Origin of the sequence: Paenibacillus sp. FSL H8-0548 (assembly GCF_038630985.1) — a bacterium.
GTDB lineage: Bacteria > Bacillota > Bacilli > Paenibacillales > Paenibacillaceae > Pristimantibacillus.
In genome coordinates this window covers 6,856,738-6,876,000 of sequence record NZ_CP152049.1, presented here as the reverse complement: position 1 = coordinate 6,876,000, position 19,263 = coordinate 6,856,738, and the positions used below count along the sequence as shown (strand labels likewise).

Below are 19,263 nucleotides of genomic sequence, written 5' to 3'. Positions count from 1 at the left end.
TCCTCTTTACGGTACGACTTGCCCATTGTATAATGTTAAAGTGGTGCAGTAACTCTAGCATTTTTCTAATTTTTTTTACAAGTTTCTACGACATGATTTTACAAATGGGTTTATCATGATTGTAGACATCATTTATATCAAATCTATGCTCAACTCTGGAAAGGGGGTGAATCGGCTATGAGGGAAAAGAGCAATTCACTATTTAAACAAAACTCTCAACAACCGAACGTATTTAGAGGAGGAGAAATAAAGGTTATGAAGAAAAAAATAGCAGCATTTGTATTAGCGGCAGCGCTAGTACTTCCAACATCTCTTACAGCATTCGCAGCAACTCCGTCTGATGTAGTGGGTAAACCAGTACAATCAGCGGTTGAAGAACTAACAGCACTTGGAATCATTACAGGATATGAAGACGGTACATTCAAACCTGACAACACAATTACTCGCGCTGAGCTAGCAAAAATCATCGTTATCGGTTCAGGTAACGAAGGCGCTGCTAACTTGATGCAAACAGTAAAACCAACATTCAAAGATGTTAAAGCAAATGTTTGGTATACTGGTTACATTAATGCAGCTGCTACTAAAGGCTTCATCCAAGGTTACAACGGCAACTTCCGCCCAAGCGACCCAGTTAAGTTTGAAGAAGTAGTTGCAGTATTGGTTCGTTCCCTTGGTTACCAAGAGAACAAGTTGTCAGGCGTATGGCCTTATAACGTCCTATTGAAAGCACAAGATATTAATTTGTTCGATGGCGTTAATCTCAACGTTGGCGGGCAAGCGGTTCGTGGTGTTGTTGCGCAACTAACTTCCAACACACTTAACGCTAAATTGGTTTCGTACAATGCAGATGGCAACGAAGTGCTTTCAAGCAGCACATTGATTTCGAAACTTGGAAATACTTCTTCTGCTGAGCTTCTTGGTGCAGCACTAGTTGATGGTAAAGTAACACTTCGTTGGGTTGATGGTAAAGATACAAACGGCGTTGAAATCGTTAAAAATGAATCTGTAGCAACTGCTACTAACTTCATTGTTACTGGTGGCAAATCGCTTGTTGACCTTGTTGGACACAACGTAACTGTTGTTAAAAACAAAGCTGGTCAAGTTCTTGCAATCACTGACGCTCAAGCAACTGGCGACATCGTAACAGGTAAAATTGATGGCGTTCAAACAGCTGGTACTGTAAAAATTAAAGATAAAACTGCTTATGCAACTGTAAGCAACAGCGTATACTTTGTTAACAACGTAACAGTTGCTAGCCTAGGATCTGCTGCAGACAAAGATGAAGTAACTCTTTTCCTTGATAACGGTAAAGTTCGTGCAGCTGTAGTGGCTCAATGGTCACAAAAAGATGCACTAGTAACTTCTGTTGAAGCGAAAAACAACTACCGTGAAGCTCGTTTGAACACTAACGGTAAAAACGGCGACGAAAGCGTATTTGTAACTGATGCTACTTCTGTAACATTGGATGGCAAAGTTGCTGCATTGGCTGATCTTAAAGCTGATGACACTGTACGTGTAATTCAAGCATCTGGTAAAGCTTCGAAAGTTGAAGCTGTACGTTCTGTAACTAATGGTAAACTTGAATCAATCGGTACAAGTAACGGAACTGCAAAATATACAATTTCCGGTAAAGTATATGATGCTTCTGGTGATGTAAAAGCTGGAAACATTGATACACTTATCGCTGCAAACATCGGTAAAGAATTCACGCTTGTACTTAACAAAGACGGTGCAATTGTTAAAGCTAAAGCTCCTGAAGCTGCTGTTAACACACCATTCGCGATTATTACAAACGTTGATAACGATGTATGGGCTTTGGATGGTAGCAAACTAGTTAATAAACAAGAAGTAACTTACTACAACATCAAAGATAATAAATCTGTAAGTGTTCAAACAGATAAATATGTTGTTGCACCTGCAGCTGGTTATGACTTCGCTGCACATGAAGGTAAAGTTGTAGAGTTGGACATTAACTCAGATGGCAAACTTGTAGGTCTTACTGCTACTACTAAGCTTGCTGTAGATGGAGCAGGATCGGTAGTTGATGCAGTATCTGCATCTGACATTAAAGTTGGAAATGTAACACACCTGTTGAGCACTAATACAGTTGTGGTTAACGTTTCGAAGCTAGATGAAACAAAACCTGCTGACCGCGTTCTTACTACTGAAGCAATTGCTAAAGTAACTAAAGGCGATTTGGTATACGTATACGCAAAAGACGGCGTTAACGCTAACTTCATCTTGTTGGTTACAGACACAGATGGCGTATCTGACAAAAAAGATAATGTACATGGTTTGTTCGTAGAAGCTATCAAAAACCAACTTACTACAACATCTTCGACTTATGCAGTTAAGTTGAACGTTGCTGGTGAAGTGAAAACTTTTGATACGACTGGTTCTGCATACGAAACTTTGGTAGCTACTGCTACTAAAGCCGTGGAAAATGACATTATCACATTGACTGATACTGACTTGACTAATACTTTGTATGACAACTCGTTCATCAACAAAACTTACTATTCTGATGCAGAACAAGCAGTAGTAGTTCCTTCAGCTATTACAGAAACTTCTAGCGTAGCTGGTAACACGTTTACTGTTGGTAATGACAAATACATTGTATCAGGTAAAACGAACGTCTATGTAATTGCAAAAGACGGTACACTTTACACTGGTAACTATGTAGATGTTAAAAACCTAACTGGTGCTACTATCAACACTGCTAACGGTACTGTTGCAGATGTGAAAATCGCTAACAGCGGTACAAATCTTGGTGCTTACCAAGAAGCAGCTGTTATTGTAATCAAGCTTAAATCGTAGTCATCTGTAAGAAGAAAGGCTGAGAGTCTAACTCTCGGCCTTTTTTTTGTTCATACGCAGTTCATAATAAAAAGATATATTATACATATGAATAATTAAAACTAACGATATAGGGAGTTGATATATAAAAATATATATTTGCGAAACTTATTGTTCGCTGTTTGCGTCTAGATAGGTATACCAAAAGATACGGAGTGAAATAAAAATGCAAATGGGTTTTAGAAGAATACCTATCCTATTAACGTTCTTCCTTACATTAGCTTTACTAGTAAGCACTGTTCCTGTACCGAAGACTGTCGCAGCCGCAGCCACTGTTTTTAAGAAGGTAAGTATTACCAAGGCATCCTACATACAATTAACGGATGCGAATTTAATTCCAAGCGCAAGCGGTGCTACAGCTAGTTTTACTTTTTCCATCTATAATGGTGACAGTAGCGCTATTAATTTAGTTGATTATTGGGTTCGATTAAAAACCGCAGGTGGAACAAAATATACTTTGTCTTTGCTGGATGCAGATAAAAAGAAAAAAGTTCTTCCTAAAACGACGACTACCTTAACTTATTACAGTGAAGTTGGTTCGAAAGTTACGTTGGATCAGCTTGTAGTAAATCTTATTAAATTTGATTTTAGTGTGTCTGGTTATGAGAAAACGATTGGACAGTTTACTTTCCCAAAAGGATATTCAAATTTTGTTAAATCAGGTGGTTTTAAGGGTGTATTGGCAAATAACTCTTTAGTAAATATTCGTATTGATCAAATTAACGTAACCAAGTCTGCTAAAAACTATAACTTCAATTTGACTTATGTTGCACGAAATACTGGGAAGTTTGGTGTTGCATTACCTCAATATAATTATTATGCCCAAACAGCTAATGGATTATATAAGTTATCTTTAAGAAATAAATCGGATGAAACGTTAACCTTAGAACCATCTGTACTTAACGCAGTACAACTAACGGGATCGATTCCTTTATCAGTTGCAACAAGTGGTTGGAAGCTAATTGTAACGAATAATGTCGGTGCAGAAACGAACAAAGTTGAACTGCCGGTTGTTATTTTTGATATCCCTTTTAAAGTGACAACTACGACATCCACATCGACTAAAACAACCTTTACTAATGACGATGGTACTTATGAAGTAGAGTTGAGTGCAGTACAAAGACTGCCTTGGAATAATGATGATAATGTAATTGCAGATTTAATCGTAAGGAATAATGGTTCAGTATATCTGCCTTTACCTGATTTAACAGGATTGCTCATTGTTGATGACAATATTAAGCTGGAAGTCAAAGCAATTAAGAAAGTAGGCGACATTGGATTAGCTCCAGGTGCCTCAACAACGATTAGTTATGTGGGATCTATCCCTTATAACTATACTTGGAAAAAATTCAAAATAAGTCTTTCTCAGAAGGCTGGAGAAACAGTGACGGAAATTGGCGAACTTACTCGTTCAACGATCGTACCTGTTAAGAAAGTGGAGTTAGGCGCAGTATTTGTTCAGCAAAATAATGGTGCTCCTTATAACGCACTTGTAACTGATGTGAAAACATATAGTGGCGAAAAAACAGATATGTACGCTGTATACATCGAGATGACAAATAAGCAAAAAAGAATTGGTTCATTACCGCTATTAGCTGGATATTTTAAAACAAGCGATGGTAATCTCTATGAGGCTAAGTTTACAAAAGCTACGAATGCAGTGAAATCAGAAAGCAAAGACCAGCTTATCGTTTGGACAGAGCTTCCACAAAATGTTGAACGTTCTGGTATTCAGCTCCTAATGGGAGAAGCTTTTGACGACAAAGGCTTGCTTCAAGGTGCTGAAGCTGCAAGAGGTTATTTACGCGCGGCACAGTTTGTCCTTCCTGAAGAGAAAATGGCTGATACTAACTTCAGAGGTCTGAAGGTTGGACCATATACCATCAACATGAACTATTTTAATGTTTGGTTGAATGGTACACGTATGGATATAAAAGCAGGCGCTGATGTTCAAAAAGATATAAATTTTGATGGATATACGCAATCACAATTTTCATTCGAAATTGAACATGAAGCAACAAACCAAGTTCTTATTTCTCAGGTGATTGATCTTGAAGGCAAAGCTGAAAATAGCTTGAAATGGAAAGCTGGAGCCAATTACAGTGATTTGAACAAAGAAATGGGAGAAACCTTATTTTGGAATGAGTACCAGCTGAATATTTATGAATCCTTTAATGGAAACCGTAAGAAATTAGCTTCTATGCCGATTACATTCTCACCTGTTACGAACTGGCTTGATGGATCGCACTAATAATATTAAAAAACTGGTTTCTCCTACTTAAATCTAGTATCTTAATAGGAGATGCTAGATTGAGAGGAGACTTCCGAGTGAAACAAAAGGTACTACGTGGGATCGCAGCAGTTGTGTTGATAGGGGCTGGGGTGTGGGTCGGCGTGAACTTTGCTTCGCCTCTAGAGGCCGAATCAAACGCGCTGACGCCGGGCTCTGTTCAAGACCCAGTCGTTACTAAAAGCTATGTAGATGAGCAGCTTGCCAAATTAAGCGGTGGCGCTGTAGGAGGCGGAACGGCACCTGTCGCAGACTCGACGCTAGAGGTCGTAATCGTACCAGCAGGAAAGACGCTAATGGCTGGACAAGGCACTGAGGTTATTGTAAGAGTAGGCAAAGCTATAGCCTACAGTTCTGATGCAAGTGGGATTGCAGATCTTACAGGTGGAACGGATTTGACTAAAGGAAAATCGATCCCTACTAACCATTTACTTTTATTTCCGCGAGAAGGGCGAGGCATATTGCCAGATCCTAATCAAAAGAATGGTCTGACCGTGTTGGTTAAAGGGAGCTATACGTTGCAATAATTTGGAGCTATAGCCTACAATTTACCCGAACTGACAATAGATTATACGCTTCAAAAAGAATGCTGCGGCACACAATATCATTGTGTTCCAACATTCAGTGGAGGTGTCATTTTATGAGTCGTTCGAATAAAGTGGTAGTGCCTACATGCAAAGCTGCATTAAATCAAATGAAGTATGAAATTGCAGCAGAATTTGGCCTTACGTCAAGTGTCTATGCCGGTAATGCTGCTGATACAGAGTTTGCCGGTGAGCTGGGAGCGAGCTCCGGGGCTGGAGGCGGACAAACGGTTCAATGGTCGTCTTTATCCACACGTCAAGCCGGCTCTGTAGGCGGTGAAATTACTAGAAGATTAATTGCTCAAGCCGAATCTGTGCTTGGCGGCTACCATTAATTACTAAAAATGCTGGCGTCCATTGACACTAAGCGACATTTTCGGTATCATACTGTTTTAGAAGAGTTGTCAAACAACCTTTTCCTACGGGAAAAGGTTCATTTTTTGTGTAGGGTATCCGCACTTATTTCATATTCAGGTTGTAGGAGGTTGATACGGATGTCGGTTAAAGGACGCCACTTGTTCACATCGGAATCAGTAACTGAAGGCCATCCGGATAAGATCTGTGATCAAATATCCGATGCTGTCTTAGATGCATTTCTAGAAGCAGATCCATTTGCACGTGTCGCTTGTGAGGTTTCTGTAGCTACTGGTCTTGTTTTGGTAATTGGAGAAATTAGCAGCAAAGCGGATTATGTTGATATTTCAGCTATTGCGCGCCGCACGATTAAGGAAATTGGTTACACACGTGCCAAATATGGCTTTGACTCCAGCACATGTGCTGTTTTGACATCGCTTAATGAGCAGTCAGCTGATATCGCCCAAGGCGTTAACGCAGCACTGGAAACTCGTGATGGCAAAGATATGAAATTGGAAAATGAAGATATCGGTGCAGGCGATCAAGGACTTATGTTTGGTTTTGCAACAAACGAAACGCCTGAGCTTATGCCGCTTCCTATTGCTCTTTCACATCGTATTGCCCGTCGTTTGTCTGAAGTTCGTAAGAACGAGACACTTGATTACCTTCGTCCAGATGGTAAAACGCAAGTTACGATTGAGTACGCAGATGGCAAGCCAGTACGCGTAGACACGATTGTTGTTTCCACGCAGCATGCAGAAGAAATTACCTTAGAGCAAATTCAACAAGATATTCTTGAGCATGTTATCAAGCCAGTCGTTCCTGTGGAATGGCTTGATGCAGATACGAAATACTTCATCAACCCTACTGGCCGTTTTGTTATTGGCGGACCTCAAGGTGATGCAGGCTTGACTGGCCGTAAAATTATCGTTGATACGTATGGCGGCTATGCTCGTCATGGCGGCGGCGCATTCTCCGGCAAGGATCCGACAAAAGTTGACCGTTCGGCAGCATATGCTGCTCGTTATGTAGCTAAGAACATCGTAGCTGCAGGACTTGCAGACAAATGTGAAATTCAATTGGCATATGCTATCGGTGTTGCTCAACCAGTATCCATCAATGTGGACACTTATGGTACGGGCAAAATCGGTGAGGATAAGCTCGTTGATCTGATCACAAGCAACTTTGATCTTCGTCCTGCAGGCATTATCAAAATGCTTGATCTGCGTCGTCCAATCTACAGACAGACAGCTGCATATGGTCATTTTGGCCGTACAGATGTTGATCTTCCTTGGGAACGTGTGGACAAAGCAGAGAAGCTTAAAGCAGACGCTGGCGTTCAAAGCGGAGTATAAATTCTAGATTAGTCTTTCAAGATGATTTCTATATCACATTAAAAAAAGCTGTCAACAAGTAGCAAAACTACTCTGTTGACAGCTTTTTTTAAATATAGGAAAGTAGATCATTTCACCATACTTTCTCTATATTTCTCCGGAATGAAACGCGCTGGTGCCGCCAAAGGACGGCGATAGCCGTTTCACCTTGTTTGCCGAACAACACAAATAAGGAGTTTAACCTAAATATTTCATGTCAACTAACCGACAAATAAAGTACGAGTGTAATTTTTTGAGGAGTGAATGGAAATGAATCGAACTAGCAAGCTGTCAACATTTATTGCAGTCATGCTGTTGCTTCAAATAAGTCTGGCTGGCTGGGCCTCAAACCCGCAGCAAGCAGCAGCAGCAGCTACAGGGCCGGTCGTATTAAGCCTGAGTCCAGCTGATGATTTAACTAACGTGCTCATAACGGCTGATTTGAAAATGACCTTTGATGAGAATATTAACAAAGGCTCTAGTTCAACATCGATTTCTATTTATGAATACGGGACAAGCAGTCTGATAGAAACCATACCAGTAACATCAAATCGAGTTTGGATCGATGCGACGCAGCGGATTGTGACCATAGACCCTACATATAATTTTGCGTTGAATACGAATTATTATGTATTAGTGGATGCAGGCGCATTTGTAAATGCATCTAACGGCGCGGGATATGTGGGTATCAATAGCGCAAGCAGCTGGAATTTTAGGACCGTGGCAGAAATTGATGTGAAGAGGCCTTTACTTACGAAACAAATTCCAACTACGGGAGCTATTCCAGTAACGACGCCAATTATTTTGACCTTTGATGAGACTGTTTATGTTGCAAGCGGCAGTATTCAGTTGAGATCAACGGAGGATATTAGAGATATTACCGTTACGTCTAATGCTGTAAGGGGCAGCGGAACGAACGAGATCGTTATTCAGCCGTCGGCAGCTCTCCAGCCAAACACGTTGTACACTGTGACGATTCCAGGCACTGCCTTCCAAGATGCAGCTGGGAATCTATATAGCGGCACAGCTTGGAGCTTTACTACAGCGACAGCGCCAGTAAATGTGACGGGAGCGTTTATACCTGCGGATAATGCGACGTCTGTTCCAGTTAGCGCCACTCTTGGGATTGCCTTCGATAAGGACGTTAAGGCTCGCCCAGACAAATATATCGAAATACGCCGCATTAGCAATAATACTACGTTTGATCGTATTCCTGCTCTTTCATCGAGAGTGGTTGTAACCAATAATGAGGTAAAAATTACGCCAATCACCAATTTTGAAGCAAATACTGGTTATTATGTGTTGATAGATGCAGGAGCCTTCACGCAGCATGATCCAAATGGCAGTGAGTGGTATCATGGTATCGGTGGAGCATCCATATGGAATTTCAGCACGGATCCAGGCAATGAGAAGATTCCTCCAAGTGCGACAGCTGTATCTCCTGCATCCGGAGGAACCATAACAAGTCTAAACGCATTGTTGAAAATTAGTTTTAATGAGCCTGTATTTCCAAGCAGCGGAGCCATTGAGATTAGAGAATCAGCAAATGGCTCATTATTCCGCAGCATACCGATTACCTCGGAGCGAGTGACGGGCGGGGGAACTTATGAATTAACGATTGATCCAAATAAATTAGTTGGCGGAGAGCCTGCTAAGTCATTCGTCAATAATACAAAATATTATGTTACGATAGGCAATCGAGCAATTCGCGATGCAGCAGGCAATTACTATGGTGGAATTTCTTCGACTACAGATTGGTCTTTTACAGTAGCACAGGATACAGTGAGGCCAACGCTGTCGATATTAAACCCGCTTAATAACGCTGTGTCAGTAGGGCTTGGCCAGGAATTTACTGCCTTGTTCAGTGAAGCGATAAGAAAAGGCGATACGGGCGCCATTATATTCTACCCTATTGGAAATAACAGCAATTTACAGCCGATTGCAGCTAGCTTTCATGTGCACGGGAATAACAATCAATTATTAGTCATTAAACCTAATGAGGCGCTTATTGCCAACACGGAATATTATGTAACGATTGATGCCAGTGCGGTTACCGATCTGGCTGGGAATACGTTTGCCGGTATATTAAATGAATATCAATGGACATTCCGAACGTTTGGCTCAGATACGGTTGCTCCAATCATTAGCAAGCTGGAATGGAGCGGCTCAACGATTACGATGTCGTATAATGAAAGCTTGAACATCTATGCAGTTCCTTCAGAGGGCAGCTTCTACGTAACCGTCAATGGTGCCCCTCGTGGGGTAACCAGTGTTCAAATTAAAGGAGAAGCTGTTATTTTGACGCTGGCGAGTCCCATCGTAGCTGGACAGCTGGTCAAGCTGTCCTATTCGAAGGCAGCAACAGGGCTGATTCAAGATACATCAGGCAATCAAGCATTAAGCTTTGCCAATCAGGATGTCATAGGCGCTAAAGATACAACCGCGCCAACGATTATTGGTGGAAATGCATCAGGCAGTGCGATTACTTTATCTTTTAGTAAGGATTTAATGCCGGTGAACAGCTATGCTTATCTACAGTTTTCAGTAGTAGCTGGCGGTGTTGCATACAGTACGACTTCGATTTCAAGCACAGGAAGCAATGTTTTGCTGACCATTAATGGCACTATTCAAAGCTATCAGAATCTTTATGTGACTTATGCACCTGGCTCATATCCAATTAGGGACGCGGCAGGGAACTATTTGGCTGCGGTCAGTAATTACAGTGTGAGCAGCGTGCCGGATACAGCGACGCCAACGCTGCAATCCGTTAGTGTGAGCAGCAACATCGTTACACTTAAATATAATAAGAGTCTAAATATACAAAGTGTTCCATATGTGGGTCAATATAATGTTTTAGTTGATAATAGTGTACGCTCGGTCATTCAAGTGCGGATTTCTGGAGATTCTGTTTTATTGACGTTATCATCGGCTGTTACGGCTGGCCAAATCGTTACGGTATCCTATTTAGCATCTATGACGCTGCTTATGGATTTGGCGGGCAATGCAGCTCCGTCCTTTAATAACGCAACCACAGGCGGTGGAAGCGGCATCGGGCAAAACGGAACGATTTATGGCATTATTGCCAAGGGATCAACGATCACCCTGACCTTTGCAGAGTCGCTGAATAGCAGCTATGTTCCGTCTACCGTTCAATTTTCTGTAAATGCAGGCAACTATACAAAAACAATATCAAAAGTGGAGCTGGGCGGCTCCTCGGTAATCTTAACATTATCCTCACCGCTTGCTGTAGGAGAGATCGTTACGGTAACCTATTATTCGAGCTCGTCTGGCTTACGGACAAATGGCGGGGTAGCGATCAATAGCTTCACGAATTTAAGCGCAGCAAATCAAACGACATTAATCGATGGATTAACCGGTGATTATGAAGCATCGGCAGGTGGAGGAGTCGGTCTCAAAGCGTCAGCTGCAACGACTGCTACTGATGTATCGCCTGCTGGCGTTCAAGCAAAACGATACAGTGTGACGAGTGAGAAGGTGCTGACGGCATTCCAGACGGCCCGTTCAGCGGGACTAGCTGTTCCACGCGTAGCTTTCCAAGTGCCAGCTGCTGAGCCAGCAGCAATCGTCTCCGTGCCTATCAGCACTCTGGATACTGCCTATCGCTTAAATGCAAGCTCGGTCTTTGCTGTACAATACGGTGATATCACCTATGAGCTTCAGCTGAATGCAGCAGATTTCACAAATATAAATACGCTGCTTAACGGGAACAGTGCATCTGGTCAATTGCTTATCCGTATTGATCAAGGTCTGTCTTCGTTGACAGGAACGATTAGCTCGAAAATTAACAGCTCTAACACAAATCTGCTTGCAGGTCCCTATCACTTCAATGTCGCGGTTGTAAGCGGCTCTGTGCAGAAAGATATTAATAGTTTCAATAGCTATGTTTCTCGAACGATTCAGACCTATCAAAATGTAGATAGCAGCAAAACGGCTGTCGTATGGTTTGATCCGACAACAGGAGTGCTCTCTTATGTTCCAACAGAAATTTCGACAAGCGCAGGGAAAACAAACGTAACGTTTAAGCGTAAGGGAAACAGCGCTTACGCGCTAGTGTCCAATTCGTCTACTTTCACAGATTTGGGCAATCATTGGGCAGCAAGCTCCATCTATCCGATGTCCAGAAAATTTATCGTCGAGGGGCGTTCAGCGACAAAGTTTGAACCTAATGCTTCTATTACCCGAGGCGAGTTTGCCACCTATATTGCAAAAGGCTTAGGCCTAACCAGTGACAAGACTGCGGCAGCCAAGTACAAGGACGTTAATGTGAACACAGCGATGGGTGCCTATATTGGTGCTGCCTCAGCAGCTGGAATTGTAGCTGGCAATACGGACGGTACCTTTAGGCCTAATAATCCGATCACACGCCAAGAAATGGCTGTTATGATGATTAGAGCCGCTAAAGTGGCAGGACTTACGGTTGAGCTTCCTAATTCAGCCTCCTCTTACCTGCAAAAATATACGGATCGTGCCAAGGTTGGAGCATGGGCACAATCAGACATGGCGAAATCAGTATATATCGGTGTTATCAGCGGGAAAACAACAACAACATTAAGTCCGCTGACGAACGCTACTCGCGCGGAAGGAACAGTTATGCTGCTGCGATTACTGCAGAAAGTAAAGTTTTTAACGCCATAACGAGTTAACTTGAGGCTCAATTCGCTAAGCAAGCGGATTGAGCCTTTTGTCATAGATATTATCTATCAAATGATAGATAATGATAGCACTATTCTATCGGACGGAACTTTTCTGCTATTCTTGTAGTCTAAACCTAATAGATTAATAGATGGGAGAGTTGCTAAACTAATGGGTAAGGTTCAAAAAAACATCGGTAGGCAGTCGGAAAGCTTAGGGAAACGGGTCATCATTGTAATGTTAGGTGGAGCATTACTCACACAACCGCTTGCTTCGATCCTGCCCGGCAACTGGAAAACGTCAGTTATAGAATCCACGGAGGCGGCTGCTAGTGATTCTGCGCTAAAGCTGTCACAGCAATCGTTTATTACAGCAGGGGCTAAACGGCTCGACTACGTTTTTCATACGACTCGCGGCAGCTCTAAGGTGCAAACCGATGTGCATGTCATAGAAATTGATTTGACAAACCCCTACGTATCACTAAATGCGATGAGTGGAAAAAATAATAGCATTGGCCAAGTAAATTCTATTCTAAATATGACAAAGGAAAATGGCGCGGTAGCTGCCATTAATGCAGATATATTCGTCATGGGCAATGAAGGCGCACCGATGGGCGCGCAGGTTTCGAATGGGATGTTCATGTCGAGCCCATCCAAGCTTACAGGAATGTATGCATTTTCGGTGTCGAAGGATCGCAAGCCCATGATCGACAACTATAGCTTTGAGGGTCTTGTAAGAGCAGCGGATGGTTCTACTTTCCCATTAGAAGGGCTGAATCAATCGGCTTATGTTCCCGAGACGACCGGGGCTTCTTTCAGTCATGTGAATATGATGTATATCTATACAAGCGCTTGGGGCGGGGCGGAGCGTCCGAAAAATTCCGGAACGACACCTACGGAGGTATTGGTTCGCAATGGAGTGATAGAGGATATCTCAATCGACAGGGCCTTTGCAGGACAAGCACCGACGGACGGATATATCCTAAGGGCACATGGGCTTGCGGCAGCCTATGTGAAGGAGCATTTGCAAATTGGACAGCCTATGACAGCTGACTATGCGCTTATCTCCCAAACGACCGGAGCAAAGGTAGACCCTTCCTCCTTCGAAATGATGGCCGGCGGCCACACGCTTCTGGTTAATGCTGGAGCAGCAGTATCATTTTCCAGGGATGTAACGGGTGTAAGCGGCTCCTCCTATACTTCTCGCACAGGTATTGGCTATTCAAAGGACAGCTCAAAAGTATATCTGATTACGAGCGAGCGTTACGGAAGCAATACGGGCGTCAGCCTGAAGGAGCTTCAACTAATTATGGTTCAGCTAGGCATATATAAAGGAGTCAACCTCGATGGAGGCGGCTCGACAACGATGATTGAGCGGCCGCTTGGCAGTCAAGCGCTGCAGCTAGCCCATTCGACGCAATATGGCACTACACAACGCAGTGTGGCAAATGGAATAGGGGTATTCACAAGTGCTCCAAAGGGAGCGCTTAAAGGAATCTCGGTAAGCGGTTCGAAGACGATGCTTATCGGTCAGAAGTCTTCTTATTCATTGACAGGCTATGATACTTATTATAATCCGTATGAAGTAGATAATACTGGGGCGGTATGGAGCTCATCGAAGGCGGTTGGGACCTTCAAGGGCAGCGACTTTACGGCTACTAAGGCTGGGAAGACGACACTCAGCGTCAAGTCAGGCACCATTACGACGTCGCATGACATCGAGGTTGTTGGAGCGGATCAAATTGCTTCACTAACTATAGATACGACAGCAGGCACGCTCGCTAAAGGAGCGGCCATCTCTGTTCCACTGACTATGAAGCTTAAGAACGGCAATACTTACAAGCTCAGCGGTGATTCTGTGAAATGGGAATTCGTAGGTTTTACGGCAACCGTGGCGGGAGACAGCTTGACTGTAAAATCAATCAATGAGGGTGCGACCACAGGTTATGCTATTGCTCGCTATGATGGTTATCCATCGATGATTCCGTTCACGACAGGCGAAGCGGTCGCTACCTTTGAGGATTTCGAGAAGTCGACGTACGCCATTACGAATCAGGTGACACCGGCAGAGACGACTGGGGGCGTGTCGCTTGTTGCTGATCTTCCAGGCCAGACTACTGCGAAAGCTTTGAAGCTGGACTATAATTTCACGAATGGTTCGGGAACAAAAGCATCTTATGCGGTGTTTAACACGTCGGGGCGTGCGATTGAAGGCTCACCAACCTCTATGACAGTCGATCTATACAGCGATAATAGCTTAAACTGGGTGCGTGCAGAGTTTATAGATGCAGACGGAAAGGCCCATTTGCTGGATCTTGCGAAGCAATTGGATTGGAGCGGCTGGAAAAACGTGAAAGTAAACCTGTCTTCCGCAGGAATGAAATTCCCAGTGAAGCTAAAGCGCGTCTATGTCGTTACCATTGCTGAAGGACAGGATGAGCGTATCGCTGCAGGCTCTATTGGACTAGATAATATGAAACTGCAGTATCCGCCTTCCGTTGCGGTAGCCCAACCCGCAAAGATTGTAATGACAGTAGGGAATCCTTCCGCATCGGTAAACGGGAAAGCGTTGAAGCTGGATTCTGCACCGCTAGTACTGAACGGAACTACGTATGTACCGGTTCGTTTCGTATCGGATGCGATGGGCTCTAAGCTGCTATTTAACGGCAGTACGAGTCAAGTAACGGTTTTGCGCGGCAATAAGCTGATGGAGATGACCATTGGCAAAAAGGATCTCATTTTGAACGGAGTGCTGCAAACCTCCGAGCTTGCGCCGATTATTCGCAACGACCGGACATTGATCCCTGTTCGGTTGTTTTCAGAGAAGCTGGGGCTAAAGGTTGGTTATGATGGGAAGACCAAAAAGATTACCATAGATTAACCCCTGACGAAAGATATCCAATCTGTGGTATGATATAGTAGATTGACCTTTAAAAAGAAAGGTTGCCGATCTGTTGTGGACCACCTTACAGTAGATATAAATCGAGTTATTAAAAATGCGATCGAGGTTATGGAAGACAGTAAATATCAGATTTATGAAATATGTGAATCGGCGCGTACGGAGCTTGAAGCGCTTGAACAGGAGCTTGAGGTTGTGCTTCAGGAAACAGTGAAGACGATCGATAAGGTCGATCAGCTGGAGCAGGATTACCGCCGTGCGCGTGTACGATTGACGGAAGTCAGCCGAGATTTCGTACGCTACAAGGAAGATGATATTAAGTCTGCCTATGAGAAGGCTACACAAATTCAACTAGATCTGATGGTTTACCGCGAGAAGGAGTCCTACTTGAAGGCGCGTCGAGATGATTTGCAAATGCGTGTTCGCAATGTGGAAACTTCAATCGAGCGGGCTGAAACAATTGCTTCACAAATAAATGTTGTACTTGAATATTTATCTGGAGATTTGAATCAGGTTACTCGGATACTGGAATCGGCCAAAACAAGGCAGCTGCTTGGCTTGAAGATCATACTGGCGCAAGAGGAAGAGCGAAAGCGGATCGCTAGAGAGATTCATGACGGCCCGGCTCAATCTCTCGCAAATATTGTTCTTCGAACAGAAATTGCAGAACGTATGCTTATCAAGCAGGAATTTGTGATGGTACAGGAAGAATTAGTAGATTTGAAAGGACAGGTTCGATCAGGCCTTGAGGAAATACGCAAAATTATATTTAATTTGCGGCCGATGGCGCTGGATGACTTGGGACTCGTACCGACTCTTCGTAAATTCACGCAGGATTTTGAAGAGAAAACGAAGATACATACGGTTTTCGAGCTGAATGGAAAAGAAGCTCGGTTGCCCTCTGCTATGGAAGCAGCTGTATATCGTTTGGTTCAGGAAGCCTTTACTAATGCTCTAAAGCATGCGAGCGCTTCTCATATCGTGCTCGAAATAAACTTTCAGCCTAATCACCTTTCACTCGTCATCTATGACAATGGCGTTGGTTTCAATAGCGATTTAATCGAGCAGGATGCTAGTCGAAACGCACATTTTGGATTAGTAGGGATGAGAGAGAGGATAGAGCTGATAGAAGGAAGGATGGATATAGACTCAAATCCCGATAGTGGGACGAAAATTATAATAGATATACCAACAACTGCCGAATCTAGAAAGGAGTAAGATGATGATGATCCAAAAACCTGCAAGCAGCGCGAATACAATCAAAATTTTACTTGCGGATGACCACCAGCTTTTTCGTGAAGGACTCAAGCGGATTCTGAATATGGAAGACGATCTTGAAGTTATTGGCGAATGCGGAGACGGCATTCAAGTGATGGAATTTTGCAATCATACGATTCCAGAAATCGTATTGATGGATATCAATATGCCTATCGAGAACGGTGTTGTTGCAACGGAACGATTAAAGAGCCTATTTCCTGATGTAAAGGTTATCATTTTATCTATTCATGATGATGAGAGCTATGTGTTTGAAACGCTTCGCAAAGGGGCGACAGGTTACCTGCTTAAGGATATGGAAGCGGAATCGCTAATTAACGCGATACGTTCAGTTGTTCAAGGGCATGCGTACATTCATCCTAAAGTTACGGGCAAATTGATCAACCAGCTTCGTCGCATGACTTATTTGGACGAAATGGGCATTGTTTCAGGAGCAGCTGCTGCTAAGGAGCCGGGAGTGAAGTTTGTCGCAGGCGACGATAGCCCGCTTACTCGCCGCGAGGCGGAGGTATTGCGTCTAATGGCTGAAGGCAAGAGCAATAAGCTAATCGGAGAGTTTTTGTTCATTAGTGAAAAAACAGTAAAAAACCATGTCAGCAGCATTTTGCAAAAAATGGAAGTTGACGATCGTACACAAGCAGTTATTCAATCGATAAAATATGGCTGGGTTACTTTGTAGCAGCTTACATACAGCGAGAAGTCCCGCACCTTAGGTTGCGGGACTTCTTCGTATAGTCAAACCGATAAACTCCAAGAATGAGAAGCGGCACTCCCAAAAGTGATATGCTTGCTTAAGCAACTGATGGGCAAGCGAAAACCACCCGACCTCTAGACTTACTTTAGGTAAGCCTCGAAGCAGAAACCTTCGAAATCTACGGTTGCTTTTCATATCACCAACAAACACAGGCTTAATCATACGCCGAACGGCTAACGCGCAGTCTTCTTGGCTGCGAAGCTTTTCGCGTACCTGGTTTTTTTAACTCAAGTAGTTGGTAATTTGCACCTATGTGTTCTTATTCGCACGAAATGACCATCCTCCGCCACTAATCCCACCTAAAAAGGGGCTATCCCACCTTGGTCAATGACCTTATGGGAAGCCCCCTTTTTTTGAAATATAGGAAAGTATATCATTTCGCAATGCTTTCTCTATATTTTTGGGAGTGAAACGCGCTGGCGCCGCTAAAGGACGGCGACAGCCGTTTCACCTTGTCATGAAGTAAATTTGTACATTACGTTAGCGTTGTTTTCTTTGCTTGCGCAGTGAGGTGAAACCAACAGTCAGTGCAAAGGCACCGATAAGATAATATGGAATTGGACTGGAGTCCCCTGTTTTTGGAAGGGCAGCGAGTGGAACTTTATTTTCGCCTAAGTCAACAATCGTTTCGATTGGGACTTCATCACTGACACCTGCATTAACTCCTCCTATCGGTGTATCCTCATCCTCTAGATCAATTAATACATCTGGTGTTTCTGAAGGCGCAGTACTTGTCGTAGGTGCAGGAGAGGTCTCCGTTGTAGGCGTAGTGTTTGTCGTAGGTGTAGGAGAAGTCACTGTTGTAGGTGTAGAGCCTGTCGTAGGTGTAGGAGAGGTCTCCGTTGTAGGTGTGGTGCTTATCGTAGGTGTGGGAGAGGTCTCTGTTGTAGGTGTAGGACTTGGCGGTGTTGTTGGTGTTGGCGTAGGGCATAACTCGCCACTGTTCACAAGGGATATCGTTTTATCACTCCCCCAGTGAAGATTTAAAGTATTTGGAGCGATTGGATCGGTTATTTCGGCGGTAGAAATAATTGGAGTTGAGGCTGCTCCTGCAACAGTTCCTCCACCCGTTTGAGGTGAGCCTGTAATATCCCATGTGTAAGGAACTTCAATATCGCTCTCGTTGATGACAGTCCAGTTTCTTGTTTGATTTGGATCGGCAGAGCAAGCGGCTTCTAATTTTAGCTTAGGGGTGTTGATGACGACTTTTAGCTTTGAGGAATCCATGGTGACTGCTATTTGCTCGGTTATCGCCAGATCTGTAGTGAAGCCGTTCAAGGTTTGCTCTTTTAATACGTAGTTTCCAATCGGAAGATCATTGAATTGTAGAACTCCATTGACGTCCGTTGCTCCGGTAGTGTATAAAACGTCATTTTTCCAGAGCTCGAAGGTAATACCGGCATGTGGTGCTCCGTCTACATGGTTCAAGAATTTATTAATTGTGATATTTCCTTTACAGGTGTTGGTAAGCTTAAGCTTCCAGCCTAAAATTTTATCGCCATGAGCACCCACACCTAATGTGATAAGCTCTTTGCCGCTGTAGATATCTAATTGATAAGGGAGGCATTTTGGGATATTAATCGTGATCGAATGGCTCCCAGCTTTCGGATATTCAATCGTCTTGCCGTTAAAGTGCGTCTGCAAGAGGTAGGGAATTGTAGTTTCATTTGGGCCAAGAGTCCAATCCTCGGGGGCCGCATAGGAGGAAAAGCTTACTCTCACACAATCGAGCTTGGTTTTGAAGGTTGCTGTTGCTGTGCCGTCACCATTGTCTACGATGCTTGCGTTAGTTGCTTCCACATTTATTTTGTCGTCTGAATATTGCTGACAGCTATTTTCGATAATCGGGTCGGTTGTGGCCGAGCCTCCGCTGCTTCCTGCATCCGCCATGACCAGTGAGCCAAGCGCTAATGAAAGAATTAATAAAATGGATAAACTTACAGAAACCCGTTTTTTCCAATAATACATTAAGCACTCTCCTCTTAGATAGGTAGTGTGGTTCTAAGAGGGCCGGTTACACTACTAGCTCCATATAATCCAAGTGTCCAAATGCAGATTATATTTCATCGCTTCCCTGGTAGTTATGGATAAGTAAAGTCCACCTTCTCCCTCGATCATTATGCTCACCATCATACAACTACAAGGATATAGTAAAATGATAACATATATTGTAAATTGCTCAAGGGTGTTTCTTTGTCGTATTTTGACTATTATGATTCGGTAAAA

10 protein-coding genes and 1 riboswitch are annotated in these 19,263 nt (G+C 43.3%); of the genes, 9 read left to right on the top strand and 1 reads right to left on the bottom strand.

Annotation, left to right across the window (positions count from 1 at the left end; translation table 11 throughout):
- Positions 1-177 precede the first annotated feature (177 nt).
- The 9 genes from MHI37_RS28980 to MHI37_RS28940 all read left to right on the top strand — a co-directional run bounded on the left by MHI37_RS28980 (position 178) and on the right by MHI37_RS28940 (position 16,962).
- On the top strand, positions 178-2,817 hold the full coding sequence (locus MHI37_RS28980) for an S-layer homology domain-containing protein (RefSeq protein ID WP_083676187.1): 2,640 nt from the start codon (positions 178-180) through the stop codon (positions 2,815-2,817).
- 205 nt (positions 2,818-3,022) lie between these two features.
- Complete coding sequence (locus MHI37_RS28975) at positions 3,023-5,107, top strand: hypothetical protein (protein WP_076336329.1); 2,085 nt, start codon at positions 3,023-3,025, stop codon at positions 5,105-5,107.
- A 77-nt stretch (positions 5,108-5,184) separates the two neighbouring features.
- Complete coding sequence (locus MHI37_RS28970) at positions 5,185-5,673, top strand: hypothetical protein (protein WP_076336328.1); 489 nt, start codon at positions 5,185-5,187, stop codon at positions 5,671-5,673.
- A 113-nt stretch (positions 5,674-5,786) separates the two neighbouring features.
- Positions 5,787-6,065 carry an alpha/beta-type small acid-soluble spore protein gene (locus tag MHI37_RS28965; RefSeq protein WP_076336327.1) on the top strand — a complete coding sequence of 93 codons (279 nt, stop codon included), beginning with the start codon at positions 5,787-5,789 and terminating at the stop codon, positions 6,063-6,065.
- Between the two features lie 159 nt (positions 6,066-6,224).
- On the top strand, positions 6,225-7,439 hold the full coding sequence (gene metK, locus MHI37_RS28960; protein WP_076336326.1) for a methionine adenosyltransferase: 1,215 nt from the start codon (positions 6,225-6,227) through the stop codon (positions 7,437-7,439).
- A 288-nt stretch (positions 7,440-7,727) separates the two neighbouring features.
- Positions 7,728-12,113: an Ig-like domain-containing protein gene (locus tag MHI37_RS28955; protein ID WP_076336325.1), complete on the top strand. Its 4,386-nt coding sequence runs from the start codon at positions 7,728-7,730 to the stop codon at positions 12,111-12,113.
- Positions 12,114-12,281: 168 nt separating this feature from the next.
- On the top strand, positions 12,282-14,990 hold the full coding sequence (locus MHI37_RS28950) for a stalk domain-containing protein (protein ID WP_076336324.1): 2,709 nt from the start codon (positions 12,282-12,284) through the stop codon (positions 14,988-14,990).
- Positions 14,991-15,065: 75 nt separating this feature from the next.
- Positions 15,066-16,226, top strand: coding sequence for a sensor histidine kinase (locus tag MHI37_RS28945; RefSeq protein ID WP_076336323.1), 1,161 nt, complete (start codon positions 15,066-15,068; stop codon positions 16,224-16,226).
- Between the two features lie 7 nt (positions 16,227-16,233).
- On the top strand, positions 16,234-16,962 hold the full coding sequence (locus tag MHI37_RS28940; RefSeq protein WP_076336322.1) for a response regulator transcription factor: 729 nt from the start codon (positions 16,234-16,236) through the stop codon (positions 16,960-16,962).
- 555 nt (positions 16,963-17,517) lie between these two features.
- Here the strand turns inward: MHI37_RS28940 and MHI37_RS28935 are convergent.
- A complete protein-coding gene (locus MHI37_RS28935) occupies positions 17,518-19,005 on the bottom strand; it encodes a SpaA isopeptide-forming pilin-related protein (protein WP_076336321.1) in 1,488 nt (495 codons plus the stop codon).
- Positions 19,006-19,036: 31 nt separating this feature from the next.
- Positions 19,037-19,120: riboswitch (cyclic di-GMP riboswitch) on the bottom strand.
- Between the last annotated feature and the right edge of the window lie 143 nt (positions 19,121-19,263).